18 protein-coding genes are annotated in these 23,997 nt (G+C 70.2%); 12 read left to right on the forward strand and 6 right to left on the reverse strand.

What is annotated here, in order from left to right:
* Positions 1–31: 31 nt before the first annotated feature.
* Positions 32–610, forward strand: coding sequence for a helix-turn-helix domain-containing protein (locus ABD785_RS22475; protein WP_344831550.1), 579 nt, complete (start codon positions 32–34; stop codon positions 608–610).
* Entirely contained in the window at positions 582–1,484 is a 903-nt protein-coding gene (locus ABD785_RS22480) for an SRPBCC domain-containing protein (protein WP_344831552.1), read from the forward strand. The genes ABD785_RS22475 and ABD785_RS22480 overlap by 29 nt, the downstream gene beginning before the upstream one ends.
* A 70-nt stretch (positions 1,485–1,554) precedes the next feature.
* Here the strand turns inward: ABD785_RS22480 and ABD785_RS22485 are convergent, their stop codons facing one another.
* Complete coding sequence (locus tag ABD785_RS22485; protein ID WP_344831553.1) at positions 1,555–2,997, reverse strand: MDR family MFS transporter; 1,443 nt, start codon at positions 2,995–2,997, stop codon at positions 1,555–1,557.
* A 141-nt stretch (positions 2,998–3,138) separates the two neighbouring features.
* Entirely contained in the window at positions 3,139–4,386 is a 1,248-nt protein-coding gene (locus tag ABD785_RS22490) for a YncE family protein (RefSeq protein WP_344831554.1), read from the reverse strand.
* A 105-nt stretch (positions 4,387–4,491) separates the two neighbouring features.
* On the opposite strand from ABD785_RS22490, the gene ABD785_RS22495 reads away from it, so the two are divergent.
* From ABD785_RS22495 to ABD785_RS22525, 7 genes are all read left to right on the forward strand, one after another.
* Positions 4,492–5,172: a TetR/AcrR family transcriptional regulator gene (locus tag ABD785_RS22495; protein WP_344831556.1), complete on the forward strand. Its 681-nt coding sequence runs from the start codon at positions 4,492–4,494 to the stop codon at positions 5,170–5,172.
* A gap of 141 nt (positions 5,173–5,313) precedes the next feature.
* The gene (locus ABD785_RS22500; protein ID WP_344831557.1) at positions 5,314–6,699 is read left to right on the forward strand and encodes a DUF2252 domain-containing protein; all 1,386 of its coding nucleotides are present in this window, start codon (positions 5,314–5,316) and stop codon (positions 6,697–6,699) included.
* Between the two features lie 88 nt (positions 6,700–6,787).
* Complete coding sequence (locus ABD785_RS22505; RefSeq protein ID WP_344831558.1) at positions 6,788–7,234, forward strand: DUF7144 family membrane protein; 447 nt, start codon at positions 6,788–6,790, stop codon at positions 7,232–7,234.
* A 78-nt stretch (positions 7,235–7,312) separates the two neighbouring features.
* Positions 7,313–8,563, forward strand: a complete 1,251-nt coding sequence (locus ABD785_RS22510) for an ion channel protein (RefSeq protein ID WP_344831559.1) — start codon at positions 7,313–7,315, stop codon at positions 8,561–8,563.
* 70 nt (positions 8,564–8,633) lie between these two features.
* On the forward strand, positions 8,634–9,989 hold the full coding sequence (locus ABD785_RS22515) for an APC family permease (RefSeq protein WP_344831562.1): 1,356 nt from the start codon (positions 8,634–8,636) through the stop codon (positions 9,987–9,989).
* A gap of 28 nt (positions 9,990–10,017) precedes the next feature.
* Positions 10,018–12,027 carry a phage holin family protein gene (locus ABD785_RS22520; protein WP_344831564.1) on the forward strand — a complete coding sequence of 670 codons (2,010 nt, stop codon included), beginning with the start codon at positions 10,018–10,020 and terminating at the stop codon, positions 12,025–12,027.
* Positions 12,028–12,109: 82 nt separating this feature from the next.
* Positions 12,110–14,851, forward strand: a complete 2,742-nt coding sequence (locus ABD785_RS22525; RefSeq protein ID WP_344831566.1) for a cation-translocating P-type ATPase — start codon at positions 12,110–12,112, stop codon at positions 14,849–14,851.
* A gap of 52 nt (positions 14,852–14,903) precedes the next feature.
* Here the strand turns inward: ABD785_RS22525 and ABD785_RS22530 are convergent, their stop codons facing one another.
* Both ABD785_RS22530 and ABD785_RS22535 read right to left on the reverse strand, forming a co-directional pair.
* Positions 14,904–16,208, reverse strand: a complete 1,305-nt coding sequence (locus tag ABD785_RS22530) for a diacylglycerol/lipid kinase family protein (protein ID WP_344831568.1) — start codon at positions 16,206–16,208, stop codon at positions 14,904–14,906.
* Between the two features lie 53 nt (positions 16,209–16,261).
* A complete protein-coding gene (locus ABD785_RS22535) occupies positions 16,262–17,512 on the reverse strand; it encodes a DUF2254 family protein (protein WP_344831571.1) in 1,251 nt (416 codons plus the stop codon).
* A gap of 122 nt (positions 17,513–17,634) precedes the next feature.
* Between ABD785_RS22535 and ABD785_RS22540 the strand changes: the two genes are divergently transcribed.
* On the forward strand, positions 17,635–20,493 hold the full coding sequence (locus ABD785_RS22540; protein ID WP_344831574.1) for a GAF domain-containing protein: 2,859 nt from the start codon (positions 17,635–17,637) through the stop codon (positions 20,491–20,493).
* A 343-nt stretch (positions 20,494–20,836) separates the two neighbouring features.
* Positions 20,837–22,465, forward strand: a complete 1,629-nt coding sequence (locus tag ABD785_RS22545; protein ID WP_344831577.1) for a DUF2334 domain-containing protein — start codon at positions 20,837–20,839, stop codon at positions 22,463–22,465.
* A 73-nt stretch (positions 22,466–22,538) separates the two neighbouring features.
* Here the strand turns inward: ABD785_RS22545 and ABD785_RS22550 are convergent, their stop codons facing one another.
* Both ABD785_RS22550 and ABD785_RS22555 read right to left on the reverse strand, forming a co-directional pair.
* Complete coding sequence (locus ABD785_RS22550) at positions 22,539–22,991, reverse strand: SHOCT domain-containing protein (protein ID WP_344831579.1); 453 nt, start codon at positions 22,989–22,991, stop codon at positions 22,539–22,541.
* Positions 22,992–23,036: 45 nt separating this feature from the next.
* Positions 23,037–23,411 carry a DUF7144 family membrane protein gene (locus tag ABD785_RS22555; RefSeq protein WP_344831580.1) on the reverse strand — a complete coding sequence of 125 codons (375 nt, stop codon included), beginning with the start codon at positions 23,409–23,411 and terminating at the stop codon, positions 23,037–23,039.
* A 207-nt stretch (positions 23,412–23,618) separates the two neighbouring features.
* Here ABD785_RS22555 and ABD785_RS22560 point away from each other — a divergent pair, with 207 nt between their 5' ends.
* Positions 23,619–23,993, forward strand: coding sequence for a response regulator transcription factor (locus tag ABD785_RS22560; RefSeq protein ID WP_344831582.1), 375 nt, complete (start codon positions 23,619–23,621; stop codon positions 23,991–23,993).
* Positions 23,994–23,997: the final 4 nt, after the last annotated feature.

A 23,997-nucleotide genomic window follows, 5' to 3' on the forward strand; every position in this document is an offset into this window, starting at 1 on the left:
ATATTCTTGTACGTAAAGACTTGTCTTTGCCATGAGAGACATCGTGTACCTCGATCAGATCGAGCAGGCCGAGGCCCTGCTCAAGCCGCAGCGGATCGAAGTGCTGCGGCAGCTCGCCGAACCCCGGTCCTGCACCGAGGTGGCGGCCGAGCTCGGCCAGACCCCGCAGCGGGTCTACTACCACGTGAAGCGCCTGGTGGAGGCGCGGCTGGCCGGACAGGTGGCCGAGCGCAGAGTGCGCGGGATCCACGAAGGGATCTACCAGGCCGCCGGCCGGTCCTACTGGCTGTCCCCCGGCCTGGTGGGCCGGATCGGGCTGCGCCAGACCCGCGACCTGCTCGGCCTCGGCCACATCGTCGACCTGATGGAGGAGGTGCAGGCGGACGTCGCCGCCCTCGACCTCACCCGGCCGGAGCTGCCGTCGGTCGGCGTCTCGGGGGACATCCGGGTGCGGCCCGAGGACCGTCCCGCGTTCCTGGCGGAGTTGCAGCACACGTTGCAGGACCTGTTCAGCCGCTACGGCGGTGCCGAGGGCGACGCGTTCCGGATGGCCGTCGTCTGCTATCCCAAGGGAGATCCCGATGACCGATCCGCACAAGACCGAACCTGACCTGCGCCTGCGCGCGGTGCTCCCGGCCCCGCCCAAGGACGTCTACCAGGCGCTCACCGACCCGGCCGCGCTGCGGGCGTGGCTGACCGAGCACGCCGAGGTCGACCTGCCCGGCAGGTACGCGTTCTGGGGCCGCTCCACCCCGGACGGCGCGGAGCCGCACCAGCGCGTGCTGCACGTCGACGAGAGCACGGTCAGGTTCGCCTGGACGGTCGAGGGCGTCGAGGCCACGGTGCAGTTCGAGGTGGCCGAGAACGAGGACGGCACCCTGTTCACCCTGACCCAGAGCGACCTGCCCAGCTTCGAGGAGGTCCTGGCCGACCGGGCCGGTGCCCGCGGCGGGATGCAGACCTTCTGGACCCTGGCGATCGCGAACCTGGCCGACCATCTCGCGGGCCGCGAGCTCACGCCCAAGTGCGACTTCACCTCGTCGGAGTTCCGCGCCTCGGTGCTGATCGACGCGGATCCCGAGGCGGTCTTCGCCTCGATGACCAGGCCGGAGCTGTTCCACCAGTGGTTCGGCGTTCGCGTCGACATCGAGCCGTGGGTCGGCGGCCGGTTCGCCATGGGCGGCTTCGAGCTGAACCCGGGCGGCGTCGAGTTCGTCGAGTTCGAGCCGGGCCGCAAGGCCACCCTGCGCTACGCCGACGGAATGACCGACAGCTGGGAGCTGGAGGGTTCGGACGGGAAGACCCGGCTCACCGTCGTCCAGAGCGGCTTCGATCCCGCGAACCCGCCGCACCCGGGCTGGGCCGGCTGGCTGGCGGGCATCTCCGCCCTGCGCCGCTACCACGAGCTGCCGGCCTGGCGCTCGCTCTGGCGCTCGATCGAGGTCGCGGGCGTCCCCGGGGGGATGCTGACCGTCGACGAGTGAGCGCCGGACGAACGAAGAGCGGGTGCCGGGGAGACCTCCCCGGCACCCGCTCTCCCTGTTCCGTGGCCGATCAGTGCTCCTCGACGGCCTCCGGCCGGGACGGCAGCAGCAGCGCCGTGATCAGCACGGCCACCGAGAGGACCGCGCTGACCACGAAGGCCAGATGCATCCCGTCGAGGGCGGCGACGGTGGCGGTGGCGCCGTCGGCGATCCGGGTCGCGGTCCGCTGGCTCATCAGAGTGATCACCAGGGCGGTGCCGAACGCGGCGGAGACCTGCTGAAGCGTGCTGAGGATGGAGCTGCCGTGTGAGTAGAGCTGCGGCGGCACCGCGCCGAGCCCGAGGGTGAAGACCGGGGTGAACAGCGCGGCGAGGCTCAGCATCAGCAGCATGTGCAGGCCGAGGATCTGCCAGTACGGCATCGTCAGGGTGAGCCGGGTGAAGCCCGCGAGCGCCAGGATGATGCCGACGGACCCGGGGAGGACGAGGACCCGTCCGCCGAACCGGTCGAAGACCCGGCCGATGGTCGGGCCGAGCAGGCCCATCGCGAGGCCGCCCGGCATGACCAGGAGCCCGGTCTGGAGGGCGCTGAGCCCGCGGACGTTCTGCAGGTAGAGCGGCAGCAGGATCATCGATCCCATCATCGCCATGAAGGCGACGGTCATCAGGATGAGCGAGACCACGTAGGTGCGGTTGCGGAGGGTGCGCAGGTCGAGCAGCGGGACCCCGCGCTTCTGCAGGCCGAGCTGCCGGAAGACGAACACGACGATGGCCGTCAGCCCGGCGCCCACGATCGCGGCGGCCGTGCCGTAGCCGCCGGCGTGGAACCGGCTCAGCCCGTAGACCAGGCCGCCGAAGCCGAAGGCCGCCAGCACGACGCTGAACCAGTCGATGGAGCTCTCCTGCGGCTCCCCGACGTTCTCGAGCTTCCGCAGCCCGGCCCAGGTGATCACAGCCGCGATGGGCACCACCACGACGAACAGCCACCGCCAGCTGCCCACCTGGAGGATCAGCCCGGAGACCACCGGCCCCATCGCGGGCGCGACCGAGATCGCCAGCGTGACGTTCCCCATCACCCGGCCGCGATCGGCCATCGGGACGACCTGCATGAGGGTGGTCATCAGCAGCGGCATCATGACCGCGGTGCCGGAGGCCTGGACGATCCGCGCCCCCAGCAGGACGGTGAAGGTCGGCGCGACGGCCGCCAGCACGGTGCCCGCGATGAACAGGCCCATGGCGACGGAGTAGGCCTGCCGGGTCGTGACCCGCTGGAGGAACCATCCGGTCGCGGGGATGACCGCCGCCATCGTGAGCATGAACGCGGTCGAGAGCCACTGAGCCGTCTGTTCGGTGATCTCCAGCGCGCTCATGAGCTTCGGAATCGCGTTGATCATGATCGTTTCGTTCAGGATCACCACGAACGTCGCGAGCACCAGCAGCCGGACGACGGGAGGCGTCCGGCTGCTGGCCGCGGGCCCTGCTGGGGGGGAGAGATCGATCTCGGAGGCTGTCATGTCACCCGATCAGACGTGCGGAGATGGCAAAGGGGGATTGTCCCGACAGACACTTCCACAAGCCTCTGACAGAATCCCAACCGTTTTCCGCCTCGCCCGTCCCGTCGCACGTGGGCCGGCCGATGGTCTCAGCCGGTGTTCTCAGCCGGCGGGGCTGGTCCAGCCGACCGGGATGCGGGCGATCCGGACGCGCTGCGGGTGGTCGCCGACCGGCACCGAGACGATCTTCTGACCGGTGGCGAAGCTGATCGCGGTGACCTGGTCGGAACCGCTCTCGGAGATGACGCAGTCCCTGCCGTCACCGCTGACGGTCGCCCAGTAGGGCTTGGACGCGGAGACGAGCGGCCCCTGCTGGAGGGTGGACCGCTGGACGATCGTCGCGTAGTCGTCCATCGTGCCCGCGACGCAGAGCTTCGAGCCGTCGGGGCTCATCGAGAGCCCGTGGTGGCGCGAGTCGTTGACGAAGGTGGTCCGGTCGTCGCTGGTGGCGGGGTTCTTCGGCAGCGTCTTGATCCGGGTGATCTTGTCGGTGGCGGGGTCGTACTCTACGAGGCCGTTGAAGTAGGAGACCTGGAAGTAGAGCTTGGACTGGTCGGGCGAGAAGACGGTGGGGCGCACGGAGTTGGACAGGTCCGAGCGGCCGGCGGCGTCCAGGCGGGACCGCATGTCGATGGTCTTGACGACCTTGTAGGTGCTCGCGTCGGCGACGGTGATGTGCCGGTCGCCCTTGAGGAAGTCCTGCCAGGGGGCGTCGAAGTCGTTGTTGACCTCGCCGATCGACATGTTCCAGAGCTTGCCGTCCGGGGTGAAGATGTTCTCGTGCGGCTTGGCGCCGGTGGGGAACGAGCCGAGCTGGGCGCCGGTGGCGATGTCCAGCACGTAGACCGTGTTGGACAGCGAGGCCGACACCGCGACGCGCTTGCCGTCGGGCGAGACGGCCATGTGGTCGGAGCGGTAGCCGCCGACCGCGAACCGCCATTTGACCTTGTTGGTGGCCAGGTCGATGGAGACGACGTCGCCGAAGCTCGGCCGGGAGACGACCATGGCCGAGCCGTCGGGCGTGGAGTACATGTCGTCCACGTACTGGTCGTGGCCCTCGCCCGCGGTCGCGCGGATGCCGAGGTAGACGACGAGGTTGACCGGGTTGAGGTAGATCGCGGCGAGGCGCTGGGCCTTGTCGGGGATGACGTTGACGCGGCCGATCTTGTGGAAGTCGCCGGTGGAGGCGATGACGTCGGCGGTGCCTTCCCAGTTGTTGCCGACGAACATGACCTCCTGCAGGTCGGGGGCGGCCTGCGCGGGGAGGGAGAGCCCCGCCGCGGCGACCGCGGCGGCGGCTCCGGCGGCGAGCAGGGTTCTGGACCGCAGGGAACGGAACGAGAGGGACATGGATGCTCCACGGGGGGTGGGCGGCTAGTCTGAACTTTGGAATTGCCAAAGTTCAGATTGTGTTACTGGATGGTAGGCGGCCGTGGCGCACGCGACAACCCCGGAATGCGGGAAAATGCGGTCGTCGACAGCGGAGGCACGGTGGCGGGAAAGATCACCCCGGCGGAACGCCGGTACGGCGGCAAGGACGCCGCCCAGCGGCAGGCCGAGCGGCGCGCCCGCTTCCTGGAGGCGGGACTCGACCTGTTCGGCCGGGCACCCGGCTACCGGGGGACCTCCCTGGCCGAGGTGTGCAGGGCGGCGGGCCTGTCCAGCCGCCAGTTCTACGAGGAGTTCCACGCGCTCGAGGACCTCCTGGCCGATCTGCACCGGATGGTCCACGGCCAGGCCCAGCGCGCGGTCTTCGAGACACTTCCCTCGATCCAGGACCTTCCGCTCGCCGAGCGTCTCGAACGCATGCTGCACGCCTACGTGGAGGGCGCCGCCGCCGATCCCCGGCACGCCCGCATCGCCTACGTCGAGGTCATCGGCGTCAGCCCCCGCATCGACCTCCAGCGTCTCGAACGCCGCTCGACCTGGATCGGCTTCATGACGGCCGTCACCGACGAGGCCGTCGCCCGCGGCGAGATCCCGCCCGCCGACTACACGATCGCGGGGGCCGCCTACATCGGGGCCGTCAACGGCCTCATGCACGACTGGGTCGTCGGCTGGGTCGACGCCACCCGGGCGGAGATCGCCGACGAGCTCCTCCAGCTCCTCCTCGGCCGGTACAAGATCGCTCTGTAGGCCGTCCGGCGGAAAATCGCGAATCATGGACCATCGGGACGGTTGACCCGACCCGATGGCGGACAGCGTGATCGTGGGGACCGGGCCGGCCGGTCCTCCCGGACGGTTTCCGTCCACGACCGCGAGGAGCCTGCTCCGCCCATGACCGCCGAGAAAGACGCGGGCCCCGCCGAACGGGCTTCGGAGGGCCGGGGAGTCCGTTCCCGGCTGCCCCGCTCCGCCCACGAGGGGTTCGAGCCGCCCGCGACCAGAGCCGACCCGATCGACGTCCTGGAGGAGCAGTCGGCGGTCAGGGTGCCGGAGCTGGTCCCGATCCGGTACGCCCGGATGATGGAGTCGCCGTTCCGCTTCTACCGGGGAGCCGCGGCGCTCATGGCCGCCGACCTGGGCGCCACCCCTCACACGGGGATCACGGTGCAGCTCTGCGGGGACGCGCACATGCTGAACTTCCGGCTCCTCGCCTCGCCCGAGCGCCATCTGATGTTCGACATCAACGACTTCGACGAGACCCTGCCGGGCCCCTTCGAGTGGGACGTCAAGCGGCTGGCCACGAGCCTGGTGATCGCAGGACGCGCCAACGGGTTCTCCACCAGGATCCGCAGGGAACTCGTCCAGGACTGCGTGCGCGGCTACCGGGAGCGGATGCACGAGTTCGCCGCGCTGCCCGTCCTGGACGTCTGGTACGCCCAGGACAACGCCGACCAGCTCGAGGCGCTCCAGAACAAGAGGATCCGCGGGCACCTGTCCCGGGCGATGACCCAGGCCCGCACCCGGACCAGCCTCCAGGCCTTCACCAAGCTCACCAGGACCGAGGACGGCCGGCGCCGGTTCATCGCCGATCCGCCGCTCATCACGCCCTTCCGCGACCTGGTCTCCGGCGCCGAGCGCGACGACCTGGAGGAGAACCTGCACGAACTGCTGCGCGGCTACGGCGACAGCCTGTCCTCCGAACGCCGCCATCTGCTGAGCCGCTTCCGGGTGATCGACATGGCCCGCAAGGTGGTCGGGGTGGGCAGCGTGGGCACCCGGTGCTGGGTGATCCTCCTCCAGGGCAGGGACGAGGGCGATCCGCTGATCCTCCAGGCGAAGGAGGCCGGCGAGTCGGTCCTGGCCCCCTATCTCGGCGCGAGCGAGTACACGAACGAGGGGCACCGGGTGGTGGCAGGGCAGCGGCTGCTCCAGGCGGCGAGCGACATCTTCCTCGGCTGGCAGTCGACCGTCGGGATCGACGGCCGGCACCGCGACTTCTACGTGCGGCAGCTCCGTGACTGGAAGGGCGTGGCGGTCCCGGAGAACATGGCCCCGGCCACGATGAGGGCCTTCGGACGCTACTGCGGAGCCTCCCTGGCCCGGGCCCACGCCCGGTCCGGAGACCCCATCGGCATCGCCGCCTACCTCGGCCGGGGGGACTCCTTCGACCGTGCGCTCGTCGGGTTCGCCGAGGACTACGCCGACCAGAACGAGCGCGACCACCAGGCCCTCGTCAACGCCGTCCACACCGGCCGGATCCCGGCAAACTGCCCTTGAGGGAACCTTCGGCCCCGCTTGGTCTACGTCCCCCGCCGCGCCGGGCACTGTGAAGATCAGAGGATCGGCACGATCGAGGAGGTGTTCTGTGGCCCCACAGGGTGCTCGGCCTGAACAGTACGACTACTCCGAACCGCCCGCCGGGGGCTGGGTTCTCGGATTCACCGTCTTCGCGGCCGCGATGATGATCATCACGGGGATGTTCCAGGCGTTCCAGGGGCTCGTCGCGATCTTCCGCGGGAGCTACTACGTGAACACCCGCGAGTACCTCTTCGAGTTCAACGTGACCACGTGGGGCTGGATCAACCTCATCATCGGGATCCTGGTGTTCTGCGCGGGCGCCGCGGTGTTCGGCGGATACCTGTGGGCCCGGGCCGTCGCGATCGGGATGGCGGCGCTCGCGGCCGTCACCAACTTCCTGTTCATGCCCTACTACCCGATCTGGTCGATCGTCACGGTCGCGTGCAGCATTCTGGCGATCTTCGCCCTGTGCAAGTACAACAGCGGGAACGCCCTGCGGACCGACAAGCGCTGAACCGCCTCCCCCCTCGTGGCACGACCCTCCCCCGAACGACGGCCTCGCCCCGAGGTCCCTTTCCGGAGAGGTCCGCCTGTGAAGATCGAGGGCCCCAGGGCGAAGCTGCTGGCGCTGGTGATCCCGGCGCTCTGCGTCGGGGTGGCCTGCGGCCTGATCCTCGCCGCGGTCGACGCGCTGGCGGAGGGGTTGCAGCATCTCGTCTGGGACGACCTGCCGGAGGCGCTGGGCGTCGCGGGGGAACCGGCCTGGTGGACCGTCCTGATCCTGACCGCGGCGGGTCTGCTCGTCGGCCTGGTCGTCTGGCGGTTCCCGGGCGGCGCGGGCCCCGACCCGGCCACCGAGGGCCTGATCGGGCCGCCGCTGAAACCGGCGACCGTCCCAGGGCTGCTGCTGGCGACCGTGCTGACCCTGGCGGGCGGGGTGAGCCTCGGCCCGGAGAACCCGATCACGGCGGTCAACGTGACCCTCGCCGTGGCGCTGGGCCTGCGGTTCCTGCCCTCGATCAAGGGGGAGATGTGGCTCGGCCTGGCCACGGCGGGCACGATCGGTGCCCTCTTCGGCACCCCGGTCGCCGCGGCCCTGATCCTTTCGGAGGTGTTCGCCGGGAAGAGCGACACGGCGCTGTGGGACCGGCTCTTCGGCCCGCTGCTGGCGGCCGGCGCGGGAGCCCTGACGACCTCGGTGATGGCGCATGCGGCGATCGAGATCGATCTTCCCGCCTACCCGGGCTTCCATCTCGTCGACCTGGTCAGCGGGACCGCCATCGCGGTGGCGGCGTGCGCGCTGGGACTGAGCGCGGTGTACGCGTTCCCGAAGGTCCACGGCCTCTTCCAGCGCGTCGGCCATCCCGTCCTGATGATCGGGCTCGGCGGTCTCGTGCTGGGCGTGCTCGGCGCGATCGGCGGCCGGATCACCCTGTTCAAGGGGCTGTCGGAGATGCAGGAACTGCTCGCCGAGCAGCACACCAACGGCGGGCTGCTCCTGATCGTCCTGGTCAAGCTGGCGGCGCTGCTCACCGCCGCGACCTGCGGCTTCAAGGGCGGCCGGATCTTCCCGATCGTGTTCGTCGGGGTCGTCTTCGGGCTGCTCGCCCACCAGCTCGTCGACGCCGTGCCGATCGGCCTCGCCGTCGGCTCCGCCCTGCTCGGAGTCCTGCTCGCCACGACGCGGCAGGGCTGGCTCAGCCTGTTCCTGGCGGTGACCGTCGTGGCGGACATCGCGCTCCTGCCCGTCCTGTGCGTCATCCTCGCGCCGGCCTGGCTGCTGGCCACCGGACGGCCGGAGATGCAGATCAAGAGCGAGCACCGGGAGGCCGTCGCCCGGTGACTCCTGCGGTGCGCAGTGCGATCCACGACTTCCAGCGGCTGGGAAAAGGTTCTTCGGAAAGGCGGCTCACATGGAGTCAGCACCAAAGACGATGAACGTCCGCCAGGCGGCGTTCATCGGTGTCGGAGCGATGGTCGGGGCGGGCATCTTCGCCCTCCTGGGGGCCGCGGGGGAGGTGGCGGGCGCCGCGGTCTGGATCTCCTTCCTGATCGCCGGGGCGATCGCGGTCCTCCAGGGCTACTCCTTCGCCAAGCTCGGCGCCCGGTACCCGTCCGCGGGCGGACTGCTGGAGTACGTGGCGAAGGGCATGGGCAACGGCCACGTCACCGGCATCACCGCCTGGCTGATCTACGTGGCCAACGGCATCGTGACGGCCATGGTCGCGGTCTCGTTCGGCAGCTACGCCAGCTCGGCGGTGGCCGACGAGAGCACGGGCTGGGCGACGTTCTTCGCCGCACTGATCATCGTCGTCATGACGCTGGTGAACATCGTGGGCTCGAGGCTCGTGGTGAAGGCCCAGACGCTCATCGTCTTCGTCGTCATGGCGATCCTGACCGTGTTCGCGGTGGTGACCATCGCCAGCGGCGACTTCTCCCTGCTGTCGCCCTCGGGGTACCCGTCGGTGCGGGACATCGTCTCCAGCGTGGCCCTCACCTTCTTCGCCTTCCTCGGCTTCGGCATCATCACCTTCACCGCGAAGGACCTGGAGAACCCGTCGAAGCAGCTTCCGCGGGCCATGTTCCTGGCGCTGGGCATCGCGACCGTCATCTACGTGGCGATCGCCATCGGGGTCTTCAGCACCCTGACCGTCGAGAAGGTCATCTCCTCCGGCGGCACGGCGCTCGCGGTGGCGGCCGAGCCGACGCTCGGCAAGGCGGGCTACTGGCTGATGACCGTGACCGCGCTGTTCTCCACCGCCGGTGCGACCAACGCCGGTCTCTACCCGGCCGTCGGCCTGTCGGAGCGGCTGGCCGAGACGGGGCAGTTCCCGCAGGTCATGGCCCGCAGGCTCGGCGGACGCGCGTCGGTCGGCCTGCTGGTCCAGGCGGTCGTCTGCCTGGTCCTCGCCCTGTTCTTCAACCTCGACGCCATCGCCTCGATCGGCAGCGCCGTCGCCCTGCTGATCTTCACCTTCATCACGGTGGCCCACTTCCGGGTCCGCCACGAGACCAAGGCCAACCCGGTCATCCTCGGCCTCGCCGTCGGTTCGGCCGGCCTGGTCCTGCTGACCTTCATCTTCACCACGCTCATCCACGAGCCCGCCGCGATCACGGCCATCATCGTGATCCTTGTCCTGAGCGTCGCGGTCGACTACGGATGGAAGGCGCGCCACGTCAAGTCGGGCGGGGCGTTCCCGACCCTGCCCGACGACCCGCCCCCGGCCGTGGACGGCGCCCCGGCCGCGACCGGGAACGACAAGGGATGACGGACGTCCGGCGGGGAGGGCGGAGGCCGTGAAGGCCGCGCGCCGGCTGCGGCCCGCCGACTTCGCCCGTCTCGCCGTCGGCTGGGCGACCGGGGCCGCGGCCCTGGGCGTCGCCGTGTGGCTGCTGCCCGGGCTGTCGGTGACCTCGGGCTGGGCCGTGGTGGGCGTCGCCGCGGTCACGGGACTGCTCGGCCTGGTGATCCGGCCGCTGCTCACCGAGGTCGCGGCGGTGCTGGGCTGGCTGGTCGTCGGCCTGGCCGCGCTGGTCGGCCAGGCGGTGGTGGTCCACGTGGCGCTCACCCTGGTGCCCGGGGTGGAGTGCACCTCGTTCTGGACCGCGGTCGCGGCCTCGTGGATCACCGCGATCGCGAGCACCTTCCTGGTCTGGGCGGCGACGGCGGGCACGTCCGACTCCTTCAGCGCGTCCCTGCGGCGGACCGCCCGGCACCACCGCGAGGTGCCCGATCCCGAACTCGACGGGGTCCTGTTCGTCCAGCTCGACGGGGTCTCCCACCAGGTGCTGAGCTGGGCCCTCCAGTCGGGGTCCATGCCGACGCTGCACCGGCTGGTCGCGTCCGGGTCGCACACCCTGCACGGCTGGACGGTCCAGATCCCGTGCACGACCCCGGCCAGCCAGCAGGGCATCCTGCACGGCACCTGCCAGGGCATCCCGGCCTTCCGCTGGCTCGACCGTGAACTCGGCCGGGTCGTGATCGCCAACCGTCCCGCCGACGCGGCCCTCATCGAGGAGCGCGCCGGCACCGGACGGGGGCTGCTGGCCGACGACGGCGTCTCGGTGTCCAACATGTTCTCCGGCGACGCCCCGCGCAGCCTCCTGACGATGAGCCGGATCACCCTCACCAGGGGTTCGCGGGACACCCGGCGGATCTTCGCCAAGTTCGTGCTCCGCCCCGACGGCTTCGCCCGCAGCCTCAGCCGCACGGTCGCCGAGATCGTCCGGGAGCGGTTCCAGGCGTCCCGGCAGCGCCGCCTGGACGTCCGGCCGCGCGTCCACAGGTCCTGGACGTTCGCCGTCCTGCGGGCCGTCAGCAACGGCCTGCTCCGCGACATGAACACGATGATCCTCGTCGAGGAGATGATGCGCGGCACCCGCAGCGTCTACGTCGACTACGTGGACTACGACGAGGTCGCCCACCACGCGGGCAGCGCCCGCCTGGAGTCCCTGGCCGCGCTCACCAGCCTCGACCAGGTCCTGTCGGTGCTGGAGGACGTCTCCCGGCACACCGCCCGCCGCTACCACCTCGTCGTCCTGTCCGACCACGGGCAGTCGCAGGGCCAGCCGTTCGCCGACCGCTACGGCATCGATCTGGGCGGGCTCTGCGCCGACCTGATGCGGCAGCGCGTCGAGACCTACGAGGAGAACCCCGAGAGCTGGGGCCGGGTCGAGGTGCTCCTCGACGACCTGGCCGGCCGGGAGAAGCTCACCGAGCGCGCCGCCCACTCGGCCGCCCGGCGGCTGCGGGCGCGCGCCACGGTCGCCGACCCCGAGGAGACCGGGGCGCCGGTCGTCCTGGGCTCGGGCAACCTCGGCATGGTCTACCTGCCCGAGCCGCACACGCTGGCCGACCTGGACGCCCGCTGGCCCCGGCTGGTCCCGGGCCTGGTCGACCATCCCGGCATCGGCTTCGTCGCGGGCGACGACGGCCGGGGGCCCGTGGCCGTCGGCGCCCACGGTGTGCACCGGCTCGACACCGGCGAGGTCGAGGGGACCGATCCGCTGGCGCCCTACGGCGAGCACGCCGCCATCAGGCTCCGTGACGCGCTGCGGATGCCGCAGGCCCCCGACCTCTACGTCAACAGCGCCCTGGACCCCGAGACCCTTGAGGTCTCGGCCTTCGAGGACCTCGTCGGCTGCCACGGCGGGCTCGGCGGCTGGCAGGACCGGGCCTTCCTCCTGGCCCCGGCCGGCTGGGTGCCGCCCGGCACCGAGATCGTCGGCGCGGAGGATCTGCACCGCCGTCTCGTCGCCATGCTGGAGGCACTCGGGCACCGAAGGAATATGCCAAAAAGGACTTAGCAAACTTTCCTTGAGTTTGACTTTTGTTAGCATATTCCCCTTTCGGAAATGTAGTCATTGCGGACTATTCCAAGGAGACGCGGTGACCACTCACGTTCCAGACATGGCGGTGAAGGCCCCGGACACCGGGCCCGCCTGGCACACTTTGCGCGCGGATGAAGTCCTGTTCGCGCAAAGGGTCGACAAAGAACAGGGTCTCGACTCCGCCGAGATCGCCTCCCGTACGGAACGGTACGGGTCCAACAGGTTCGTGACGAAGCCGCCCGAACCGCGCTGGCGGGCGTTCCTGCGCCAGTACGCCGACTCGATGCAGATCGTGCTCCTGGTGGCCGGGGTGGGCAGTCTCGCGCTCCAGGAGTGGGAGACCGGCTTCACCCTCCTGGGCCTGACGCTCTTCAACGCCGTGCTCGGCCTGCGGCAGGAGGGCAAGGCCGCCGCGGCGGTCGCGGCCCTCCAGAAGATGATGATCGTGAAGGCCCGGGTGCGGCGCGGCGGCAGGGTCGAGGTGGTCTCCGCCGAGGAGCTCGTGCCGGGCGACATCGTGGCCGTCGAGGCCGGGGACGTCGTCCCGGCGGACGGCCGGCTGCTGCGCGCGGCGACGCTGGAGGTCGCGGAGTCGGCGCTGACCGGTGAGAGCCTGCCGGTGACCAAGGGCACAGAGCCGGTGGCGGGCGACGACACCCCGCTCGGCGACCGGTCCGGCATGGTCTACATGAACACCAACGTCACCCGGGGCGCGGGCGAGTTCGTCGTCACGGCCACCGGGATGACGACCGAGGTCGGGCACATCTCCGGGCTGCTCCAGGAGGCCGGCGACGACAAGTCGCCGCTCACCCGCCAGCTCGACAAGCTCACCAGCCAGATCCTGTGGATCGCGGCCGCAGCGCTGATCGTGTCGGCCGTGCTAAACCTGGCCCGCGGCGACTCCTTCAGCGCCGTCTTCCAGGCGGCCGTCGCGTTCGCCATCGGCGCCCTGCCGGAGAACCTGCCCGCCGTGGTCACCACGATCCTGGCGCACGGCACGCAGTCGCTGGCCAAGGCCGGTGCGATCATGAAGCGGCTGCAGTCGACCGAGACGCTCGGCTCCACCTCGGCGATCAACTCGGACAAGACCGGGACGCTCACCCTCAACGAGATGACGGCCGTCCAGATGGCGATCGTCGGCCGCCGCTACGAGATCGAGGGCAAGGGCTACTCGACCTCCGGTGGGATCACCCGGGTGGCCGGGCAGTCGGAGGTGCCGCTCGACCCGTTCCTGCTGCCGATGGTCCTGGCCTCGGACGCGGTCGTCCACGACGGCGAGCTGATCGGCGACCCGACCGAGGGCGCCCTGGTCGCGCTGGCGGCCAAGGGCGGGGTGGCGGCCGTCGCGACCCGCGAGACCTACCCGCGCGTCGCCGAGCTGCCCTTCGACGCCGCCTACAAGCTCATGGCGACCTTCCATCGGATGACCGGCGACAGCGGCGGGGAGGTCGTCCGCTGCTTCGTGAAGGGCGCCCCCGACCAGCTGCTCGCCCGGGCGTCCCAGGTGTTCGACGCCGACAGGGGCACGGTGCCCGCCGACGAGGAGTTCCGGCGGCTCTACCTGGCGGAGAACGAGCGGCTCGGCTCGCAGGGCCTGCGGGTGATGGCCACCGCCCGCCGCGACTTCGACCCGGCGTCCTTCGACCCGTCCGCCGACCTGCTGCCCCTCGTCGAGGACCTGGAGCTGCTGTCGCTGGTGGGGATCGTCGACCCGCCCCGGCCCGCCGCCAAGGACGCCATCGCGACCGCGAAGAAGGCGGGCATCCAGGTCCGCATGATCACCGGTGACCACGCCGTCACCGCCGCCGCGATCGCCGCCGAGCTCGGCATCGACGGCAAGGTGATCACCGGGGCGGAGTTCAACACGATGTCCGACGAGCGGATCGCGGCGGAGATCGACGACATCGGCGTCATCGCCCGGGTCACGCCCGAGGACAAGGTGCGCCTCGTCGACATGCTCAAGAGCCGCGGCCAGACCGTCGCGATGACCGGCGACGGCGTGAACGACGCGCCGGCGCTGAAGAAGGCCGACATCGGCATCGCGATGGGCATCACCGGCACCGAGGTCACCAAGGAAGCCGCGGTGATGGTCCTCACCGACGACAACTTCGCGACCATCGTCAAGGCGGTCGAGCTGGGCCGGGGTCTCTACGACAACCTCGTCAAGTACATCCGGTTCCAGATGGGCTGCCTGTTCGGCTTCATCACCTCGTTCCTGGGCGCGAGCATCTTCAACATCATCGGCGGCGTGCCGTTCCTGCCGCTGCAGACGCTGTGGATCAACTTCACGACCCTGCTCTTCCAGGCCATCGGCCTGGGCTACGGGGCCCACGCGCCGGGCCTGATGGAGCGGCGGCCGCGCCGCCCCGACCAGCCCATCCTGTCCCGCGGCACCATGGCCTGGCTCGGATTCGTCGGCCTGGTCATGGGCGTCGGGACGCTCGGCGTCGCGAGCTGGGCGGAGCGGAACCACTCCACCGAGATCGCCTTCACGATGGGCGTGGTCACGTTCTCGCTGTTCGCGCTGTTCTTCTCGATCGCGACGAAGGACGAGCACCGGACGATCTTCAGCCTCGACACGGTCTCCGACCACAAGTTCAACGTCGCGACCGCCGTGTCGATCCTCACGCTCATCGCCACGGTCACGCTGGATCCGCTCCAGCGGATCCTCGACACGACCGTCCTCAACGGCCGTCAGTGGCTGATCTGCGTCTGCACCGCGCTCTCGGTGGTCGTCGTCTCCGAGATCCGCAAGGCCGTGCTGCGCCGCCGGGCGCCGGAGGCCGTCCAGGAGGCCTGATCCTCCGCACCGGGGCCGCCCACCGTATCCGCCGGTGGGCGGCCCCGCGAGGTCAGGAGGCCGAGAAGGCCAGCCGTCCGAGTCTGCGCCAGTCCAGCGGCGGCTTCGGGCGGGGCGCGCTCTTGCGGTGCCGCGGCACCCGCACCCGCAGGGCACCCGGCTCGATCCGGCAGAGGACCGGGGTCGCGAAGACGAGCGCCTCGCCGTCCACGCCGACGGGGATCTCTGAGGCGTCCGCGTCGATCACGGCCTCGGCGGGCGTGAGCGCGGCGAGCCCCGGGTGGCGGCGGCCCTGGAGCATCGCGACGGCCTGGGCGGCGCCGTCGACGCTGGCCGCCAGCACGCCTAGCCTGCCGGTGTCCAGACGCTCGCGGCGGCCGAGCCCGGCGGGGTCGCCCCCCTGGTAGGGGTTGTTGCTGACGAGCACCGCCTGGGGCGTCTCGACCACGACGCCACCCGCCCGGAGGGTCAGCCGGGCGCCGCCGCGCCTGGTCAGCAGGTCGGGCAGGATCCGCAGGACGGTGCGGACCTTGTCATCGCGGTACTCGGGGCTCTGCACGACCTCCGCGTACGCCCCGAACGAGGCGTTGTTGACGAACACCCTGTCCCCGACGGTCCCCAGGTCGACCCGGAGTTCGACGCCGTCGGTGAACGCCTCCTCCAGGGACGTGGCGGGATCCTCCCGGTCGAGCCCGAGGTCCAGGGCGAAGTGGTTGCGCGTCCCGGCCGGGATCACCAAGAACGGCACGTCGTGCCGTGCCGCGACCTCGGCGACCAGCGCCTGGGTGCCGTCGCCCCCCGCGACCCCGAGCAGGTCGGCGCCCCGGCCGACCGCCTCCTCCGCGAGTTCCGCGACGTCCTGCGGATGGGCGGGGTCGAGCAGGACCACCTCGGCGCCGAACGCCCGCGCCCGTTCCGCCAGGCCGAACCGTTCGACCTTGCCGCCCCCCGACCGCGGATTCATGATCAGAAACGGCTGCCGGGCCCGTGCCGCCGGATATTCGGCCGGCGGAGGGGGAGCGGCGGCCTCGCTCAGCGCGTGACGCCCGGCGAGCACGGCCGGGATCCAGAGCGCCAGGGCGACCAGGGCGACCCAGAGCAGCCCCACGGCGCGGTAGTGCAGCAGGACCGCGATCGGCACGCCGACGGCCAGGACGGCGGCGAGCACCCGGACGACGCCCGTGCGGCTCAGCACCCACCAGAGCGCCGCCGCGGTGACCGCCAGGGCGATCGCCCCCAGCGCCAGCAGCGTGACGCTCCTGAGCCCGGCGGTGAGAAAGATGACCAGCAGCGCCGCCGCGGCGAGCGCCAACGACAACCGCGCCGACCAGCGCTGACGTCGCACAGTGGAGTCCATGACTCTCTATATCCAGAATGCCGCTCCCGGTCCCGTCCGACAGACCGCCTCGTCTAGGGCTTTGCCCGGACGGCCCAGGGGAACCGCTCGCCGAGCGCGTCCTCGACCCGGACGAGCCGGACCCGCAGGGACGGCCGACGGCTCTCGGGCACCTCCTCCGCCAGACGCAGGAGCAGGCTCCGGATCCGCTGGAGCGTCATGGGCGAGCCCTGGGCGGCGACGATGACGTCGTCGAGGGCCGTCGCCAGGTAGTCCTCCCACCGGGGGAGCGGAAGAACGAGCCGGACGTCGCCGCGTTCGTCGGTGATCCGGCCGATGTCGAGCTCACGGTCGCCGATCCGGGACAGCAGGTCCTCGACCTGGTCGAGCGCCTGGACGGCCGTGGCCGGGTCGTTGATCGCAGCGGACAGGGCGCGCAGGGCGATGTCGGCCAGGAGGCGGAAGCCCAGCGAGGGATCCTGGTCGAAGGAGCGCTCGGGCCCGGTCACGACCTGCCGGAGGACCTCCCGCTCCGGGATTCCGGGACCGGTGGTCTCCGCGAGGATCTGGCCGGTGAACAGCGGCGCCCCGATCGGCGTCCGCATCACGATGACCGACCCCCTGGCGCGGGCGGTCTCGACCAGGGCGGACACGTCGAGCTGCTGGAGCACGGCCGGCCGCCCGTCCCACCCGATGGTCGCGCGGGCGCCGAGCGGCTCATGGGGCGGCGCCGGGTCGTCCCCGAGGGGGTGGGTGTAGATCGAGTCGAAGATCGCGCGGGTGCCGGCGCTGATGGCGTAGAGGCAGGGGGCGAGCTGGATCGAGGAGAAGGCACGGATCTGAAGGGTCCGCATCAGGGCCAGGGTGACGAGGATGAGCAGCCCGGTGAAGGCCGGGACGAGGAGGGAGGTCCTCGGCTCGCCGCTGATGGCCAGCCCGGCGGTGATGGTGAAGACGAACACCCCGACGGCGAACGCGAAGGTCCGCCAGACGATGGGGTCGTCGCGGAACAGGGCCAGCCGGGGGGTGAAGGTGCTGGAGGCGAACTGCACGACCAGGAACAGCAGCGAGAAGATGATGCTCGCCAGGCTGACGACGCCGAATCCGACGGTGAACAGGAACGTGGCGAGCCGTGCGCTGTCGATGCCGGGCGAGTCGGGCAGCAGCGGTGCGCACAGGCCCAGGAGCACTCCGGCCAGGGCGTAGATGAGCTGGGTCAGATTGGCGCGCAGCCGCCGCCGGGGCCGTCTGAACAGCACCTGGCGCCGGGAGGGCGAGACGGAGGCGGCCCACCTGGCCGGTCCCGAAGTCGGTTTCTCGGTCATGTGGTGCGGAGATACCCCTGCGGCGGCAATGTCCTGGCGGGGCGGGCGTCAAGCCTTGACCAGGGGCGGTTCGAGGGCTGTTCGGCGGTGAATCATCCCTCTATGACCGAAGGTGGCGCGCCATGAAGGGCTTCTCCAGGTACGCCTCGCTGTCGCGTGAACTCGGATCGAAGATCCGCGATTCGCTGGACTCCGAAGAGGTGCTGAAGACGACCGCGACGGGGATCGGCATGGCCCTCGGCGTCCAGCACGTCTACATCAGGGTCGAGGACACGGAGGGGCTGCTGCCGCTGCGCGCCCAGTACGTCGGGCCCGGCCGGACCGAGATCGACCCGGACCTGCTGCTGAAGATCTACACCCGGACCCCGGAGATGGCGCGTTCGGGCACGTGGGTCGTCGACGACGGGTTCGAGCCCCGCTGGTCGGAGGGGATCCGGGAGGCCGGACGCCTCCTGCAGATGCGGTCCGGCATCATCCTCAACCTCGACGTCGGCGGCAAGGCCCTCGGCCGGATCTACCTGGGCCAGGACACGCCGCGCAAGTGGACCGACGCGGAGGTCCTGTTCGCCGAGTCGGTCGTCGCCGACCTCGGCCGGTCGCTCGTCAACGCCCGCCTCTACGCGGGGCAGCAGCGGCTCATCCGGCAGCTCGAGGAGGCCGACCGGGCGCGGCGGCTGGCACTGGACACGGCCGAGCTCGGCCGCCGGATCCGCGACGCCGACGGCCTCGACGCCGCGGTGCGGACCGCGGCTCCGGAGATGGGCGCCCTGCTGGGCGCCGACTCGATCCACATCGCCATCCGGACGACCCAGGGCGTCTCACCGTTCTCCTCGATCTGGACGGCCGACGCCGCCCCGCCGCCCCTTTCCCTCGAGTTCATCGACGATCTGTTCCACGCCATGCCGGAGATCGCCAAGGCGCGTCTCGTGGTCTGCCGCGACGTCGACGCCGATCCGATCCCGCCGGCGCACCGCATCCGGCTGAAGCGGGACGGCATCCACGCCGGGGTCCTCGCCCCGATCATCAGCGGGGAGAGCCGGCTGGGACTGATCGCTGTCGGGCAGTTCACGCCCCGGGACTGGACGGAGGAGGAGCTGGCCGCCATCGAGGTGCTCGCCGCCGATCTCGGCCGGTCACTGGCGCGGACCGAGATCTACCTGATCAACAACCAGATGTTCACCGATCTGGCCGCGCTCGACCGGCAGCGCCGCACGACGCTCCGGGCCGTCACGCTCGGGCGCCGGCTGCGCGACAGCCTCGATTCCGACCGGATCCTGGAGCTGGCCGTGGCGGGCGTCGGCGAGCTGGCCGCGGCCGATCGCGTCCATCTCCGGCTGTTCGACGAGTTCGGGCTGTTCCCGCACCGGATCGAGTGGACCGCCGAGGGCGTCCCGAAGATGGGCTGGGACCTTCTCGACGAGCTCGCGCCGCGCGTGACCGAGCTCAGGACCATGGAGACCTGCACCTCGGCCGACGTGCTGGCCGAGACCGACCGCTGGTCGGAGGGGCTGGTCGACTACATGAGGCGGTCGGGGATGGTCGCCGGGGTGTTCCTGCCGCTGGCGCTCGGCGACCGGATGCTCGGGCGGCTCGCGGTCTGCTGCGCCGGGCAGCGGCAGTGGACCGACTACGAGATCGGCTGCATCGAGTCCGTCGCCACCGACCTGGCCAGCGCGCTCGGCAACGCCGACCTGTACGCCCAGCAGAAGCGGATGGTCGTGGAGCTGGACGAGCTGGGTCGGCGCAAGCAGCGGGCGCTCGACGCCGAGACGCTCAGCCAGGAGCTCGGCGCCTCGCTGGACATGGGGCGGATCCTGCGGACCGCGGTCCGGGGGGTGGGGCAGCGGCTGGAGATCCCCTACATCTTCGTGCAGACGTTCGCATCGGAGCGGATGCCGGCCTCGGCCTTTCAGTGGGCCGCGCCGGACACCCGCCCGATCGACGACACGGCGGTCGCCCGGCACAAGGACCTGGTGGAACGCGTCGACGAGGACGAGGTCCTTCTGGTGGAGGACGTCGGCGATCCCCAGCACAACTGGTCGGAGCGGTTGCTGCTCTGGATGAAGGACTCCTACATCCGGTCGTTCATCTCGGTGCCGGTCCTGTTCAAGGGCACCCCGATCGGGCGGATCAGCGCCTGCGACAGCCGGACCCGGGTCTGGCAGGGATCCGAGCTGGCCTTCCTGGAGACCGTCGCCACGGAGATCGGGCGGGCCCTCGACCGCGCGGCGCTCTATGTCAACCAGCTTCAGCTGGTCAACGAGCTCGAGGCGCTGGACACGCAGAAGAGCGAGTTCATCTCGACGGTCTCGCACGAGCTGCGTACCCCGCTGACCAGCATCTCCGGCTATGTCGAGCTGCTCATGGACGAAGACCTGCCGAAACACCAGCACCGGATGCTCGAGATCGTCGACCGCAACGCCCGCAGGCTCCGGTCGCTCATCGAGGACATCCTGATGCTGTCGCGGATCGACGCGGGCCACATCGATCCGAGGGTCGCACCGCTGGACCTGCGGGAGACGGTCGCCCAGGTCGTCGAGGACCTGACGCCCCAGGCGGAGGCCAAGGGCGTCACCCTGGTCAACCGGCTCCCGGATGACGCCGTGGTCGTCAACGGCGACCGCGACCAGCTCTCCCGCCTGGTCCTCAACCTGGCGCACAACGCCGTCAAGTTCACGCCCGAGGGCGGCACCGTCACCGTCGCGGTCCTCAGCGACGGTCCCGACCCCGGTTTGCGGATCACCGACACGGGCATCGGCATTCCCGCCGACGATCTTCCGTACATCTTCGAGCGCTTCCGCCGTGGTGCCAACGCCACCGAGAAGAGCCTGCCCGGCACCGGCCTCGGCCTGGCCATCTGCGAGGCCATCGTCCGCGCCCACCACGGTCACCTCATGGCCGACTCGGTCCAGGACGAGGGCACCACGATGACCGTCATCCTGCAGTCCCCGCCCTCCGCCGAGTCCGCCCCGGCGCCCTGAGCCCCCGGCCGAACCGGCAAGGCCCGGCGCAAGATCATAAACTTCGCCCTTCGCGGGAGACGGGTGCCGGCCGTCCGGGCGGACGGCTCTCCGGAGCAGGTACGAGACGTGGCCGACCATCGGCCCCGACACCGGGTTTCGGCGGCAGAGCCACGACGATCGCGCCCTGACGACGGCGCCCAGGGCCAAGATCTCTTAAGAGCAGCGGCAAAGCGGAGTGTGCGGCGGTACGGTCCATGATCTTGTGGACATGCTCCCAGCATGAAGAGCCTCAGGCCCATGCCACCACGGTGAGCCGCCTCGCTCGCCACCACCGCAAGCACCACCGAAAGACGGGCCGACCATGAAGAGACGCTGGTGGATCCTCATCGTCGCGGGATGCGCCCTGCTGGCCGGGTTCCTGATGGTGCCGGGGCCCGACAGGAAGGCGGAGAAGGCCGCGTGGCAGGAGGCGGCGGAGCTCACCTCGGCCGGGCGGACGAAGCCCTTCGAGCCGGTCACCGAGGGTGCGTCCGCCCTGGTGCTCTACGACGACAAGGGCGAGTTCGCCTTCCTCGGCGAGCTGTACGGCATGATGCTCACCAACCTCGCGGGGCGGTTCGGCACGGTGCGGACCGAGCCGATCAGCGCCTACAAGGCGGGGGAGATCGCGAGCCACACGGCGACCTTCTATCTCGGCACGACCTACCTGGAGAAGCCGGGCGACCTCCCCCAGGCCTTCCTCACCGAGGTCCTCTCCTCGTCGAGGCCGGTCGTCTGGTTCAACGACAACATCTGGCACCTCGCCACGAAGGCCGGAGCCTCCTTCACCGAGCGCTTCGGCTGGGATCCGGCCAAGTCGACCTTCTTCACGGCCAGCCCGGTGACGTCGGTCTCCTACAAGGAGCGGTCCCTGCCCAGAACGGTCGTGGCGGGCGGCTCCGGAGTGCTCCGGCCCGTGGTCACCGACCCGAAGAAGGCGGTGACCGTGGCCGAGGCGTCAGCGGACAACGGTGACCGCTTCCCGTGGGCGCTCCGCTCGGGGAACCTCACCTACATCGGCGAGGTCCCCTTCGACTCGGCCGTCGAGGGCGACCGCTCGGTGGTCCTCGCCGACCTCATGTACGACGCGCTCGCGCCGGAGGCCCCCGAGCGGCACCGGGCCCTGCTCCGGCTGGAGGACATCAACCCCGATACCTCACCGGACACCGTCCGCGCCCTCGCCGAGTACCTGAACGGCGCGCAGATCCCCTACACCTTCGAGGTCGTCCCGTTCTTCGTGGACGGCAAGGCGGACAAGCGCACGCCCCTCACCGAGCGGCCCGAACTGGTGTCGGTGCTGAAGTACATGGCCGAGCACGGGGGCGTCCCCGACATGCACGGCTACACCCACCAGTACAAGGACGTGAACAACCCCTACGACAGCGTCACCGGGAACGACTTCGAGTTCTACCGGGCGCACATCGACGCGAGCGACAACGTCGTCTTCGAGGGTCCGGTGGCGGAGGACAGCGCCGAATGGGCCCGCGACCGGGTGACGCGGGGCCGCGAGGAGCTCACGAAGGCGGGCCTGAAGGCGCCGCTGTGGACCACCCCGCACTACGCCGCCTCCGCGACGGACTACAAGGTGTTCCGGGAGGAGTTCGGCGCCCGCTACGAGCGTCCGCTGCTGTTCCCCGGCTTCTACCGGGGCAAGCCCGACCCGGCGAAGGCGCAGGGCCAGTTCCTGCCCTACCCCGTGAAGGACGTCTACGGCGGCGTCCTGATCCCGGAGAACCTCGGCAACTACATCCCCAAGGGCTACAACAACCACAGCGCCCGCACGCCCGGGCAGATCGTCGAGTCCGCCGAGGCCAACCTGGTGGTCAGGGACGGCTTCGCGAGCTTCTTCTACCACGGCTATCTCGATGTCGAGCATCTCAAGGAGACCGTCGAGGGCATCCGGAAGCTCGGCTACACCTTCGTCTCCCCCCTCAGCCTGGTCCGCCAGTGAGCCGGGCGGGCCCGCACATGCGGAGGCCGGCGCGCGGAGAAGTCCGCGCGCCGGCCTCCGGCCGTGGATCGGGTCAGCCCTGGACGCCGGTCGTGGCGCGCCCGTTCGAGGTCTGGGACATGGTGGGCTGCTCCCCGATGATGCCCGCCTTGGCCTTCTGGAACTCGGCCTCGGTGAGGACACCGCGCTCGCGGAGGTCGGCGAGGGTGGCGAGCTGGGCCGCGTCGTTGTTGGCGGGCTTGTCGCCGGCCGCGTCGCGGACGTAGGCGCGGAAGGCCTCGTCGCGGCGCTGGAGCTGCTGGACGTCCCGGTCGGTCATGGACCGGCCGCGAACGATGACGTAGACGAGGACGCCGAGGAACGGCAGGAGGATCGTGAAGGTGATCCATCCGGCCTTGGCCCAGCCTCCCAGGTCGTTGCTGCGGAAGATGTCGCTGATCACCCTGAAGAGCAGGACGAACCACATGATCCACATGAAGAAGATGAACATGCTCCAGAAGATGTCGAGGAGCGGGTAGTCGTCCATGAACGGTTTCCTTTCGTCGTGCTCTTTCCGGCGGAAGTCGGCCGGTCAGGACAGTTCGTTCTCCCAGGGGTCCTTCAGCAGGGCCCAGATGACCAGGACGTCGAGGGCGATGACGAGGATCGCCCACAGCGGCTGGTAGGCCAGCCACATGAACTGAAGGATCATGCTGACGAGGGCCAGGACGAGGGCGGTGATCCGGGCGAAGTCCTTGCCCGCCATGAGGGCGGCCCCGGCTCCGGCGACGGCCAGGCCCAGGATCAGATGCACCCAGCCCCAGAGGGTGACGTCGAACTTGTAGAGATAGCGGGGCGCCACCACGAAGTAGTCGTCCCGGATGATCGCCGCGAAGCCCGTCAGCACGTTCCAGATGCCGGAGATCAGCATCAGCACACCCGCGAAAACGGCGACACCGATCTTCACTGATTTTTGGTTGATCCCCATTTTCCACCCCGCCCGAATTTGGTGAACTTCCTAAGATCTACCCCTTTGACTGTTTTCCGTAGGCCAGCCAGAGGTCAAGGATCGGCAGGAACCTCGGCGGGTCCGGTGATAAAGGACTTGGCGCGTGGGCGCAAAGACATCGCCAAATCGGATTCGGCGGCCCGGGCGGGGGTTATTTCTTCCACTATGGCGGTCATCCTGGTGGTCGACGACGATCCCGACATCTGTGATCTCGTGAGCTTGAAGTTCGAGCAGTCGGGCTTCGACGTGATCACGGCGGGCAACGGCGACGACGCGCTGGAACTGGGCCGGACGAAGATCCCCGATCTGATCGTCCTCGACCTGATGATGCCGGGCATGAGCGGCCTGGACGTCTGCCGGGAGTTCCGCAAGGACCCGGCGCTCGACCGGGTTCCGGTGATCATGCTGACGGCCAAGGCGCAGGAGTCGGATCTCGAACAGGGGTTCGCGGCGGGCGCCGACGACTACGTCACCAAGCCGTTCAGCCCGCGGGAGCTGCTCACCAGGGCGCGGGCGGTCCTCGCCCGCGGCCGCCGCTGAAGTA

The sequence above is a fragment of the Actinocorallia longicatena genome (assembly GCF_039534125.1).
Classification (GTDB): Bacteria; Actinomycetota; Actinomycetes; order Streptosporangiales; family Streptosporangiaceae; genus Actinocorallia; species Actinocorallia longicatena.

What these genes read in the sequence shown, in the direction of transcription:
- ABD785_RS22475 (WP_344831550.1), top strand. Translation starts at nt 32, where the DNA reads ATGAGAGACATCGTGTACCTCGATCAGATCGAGCAGGCCGAGGCCCTG.
- ABD785_RS22480 (WP_344831552.1), top strand. Translation starts at nt 582, where the DNA reads ATGACCGATCCGCACAAGACCGAACCTGACCTGCGCCTGCGCGCGGTG.
- ABD785_RS22485 (WP_344831553.1), bottom strand. Translation starts at nt 2,997, where the DNA reads ATGACAGCCTCCGAGATCGATCTCTCCCCCCCAGCAGGGCCCGCGGCC.
- ABD785_RS22490 (WP_344831554.1), bottom strand. Translation starts at nt 4,386, where the DNA reads ATGTCCCTCTCGTTCCGTTCCCTGCGGTCCAGAACCCTGCTCGCCGCC.
- ABD785_RS22495 (WP_344831556.1), top strand. Translation starts at nt 4,492, where the DNA reads ATGCGGGAAAATGCGGTCGTCGACAGCGGAGGCACGGTGGCGGGAAAG.
- ABD785_RS22500 (WP_344831557.1), top strand. Translation starts at nt 5,314, where the DNA reads ATGACCGCCGAGAAAGACGCGGGCCCCGCCGAACGGGCTTCGGAGGGC.
- ABD785_RS22515 (WP_344831562.1), top strand. Translation starts at nt 8,634, where the DNA reads ATGGAGTCAGCACCAAAGACGATGAACGTCCGCCAGGCGGCGTTCATC.
- ABD785_RS22530 (WP_344831568.1), bottom strand. Translation starts at nt 16,208, where the DNA reads ATGGACTCCACTGTGCGACGTCAGCGCTGGTCGGCGCGGTTGTCGTTG.
- ABD785_RS22535 (WP_344831571.1), bottom strand. Translation starts at nt 17,512, where the DNA reads ATGACCGAGAAACCGACTTCGGGACCGGCCAGGTGGGCCGCCTCCGTC.
- ABD785_RS22540 (WP_344831574.1), top strand. Translation starts at nt 17,635, where the DNA reads ATGAAGGGCTTCTCCAGGTACGCCTCGCTGTCGCGTGAACTCGGATCG.
- ABD785_RS22545 (WP_344831577.1), top strand. Translation starts at nt 20,837, where the DNA reads ATGAAGAGACGCTGGTGGATCCTCATCGTCGCGGGATGCGCCCTGCTG.
- ABD785_RS22550 (WP_344831579.1), bottom strand. Translation starts at nt 22,991, where the DNA reads ATGGACGACTACCCGCTCCTCGACATCTTCTGGAGCATGTTCATCTTC.
- ABD785_RS22560 (WP_344831582.1), top strand. Translation starts at nt 23,619, where the DNA reads ATGGCGGTCATCCTGGTGGTCGACGACGATCCCGACATCTGTGATCTC.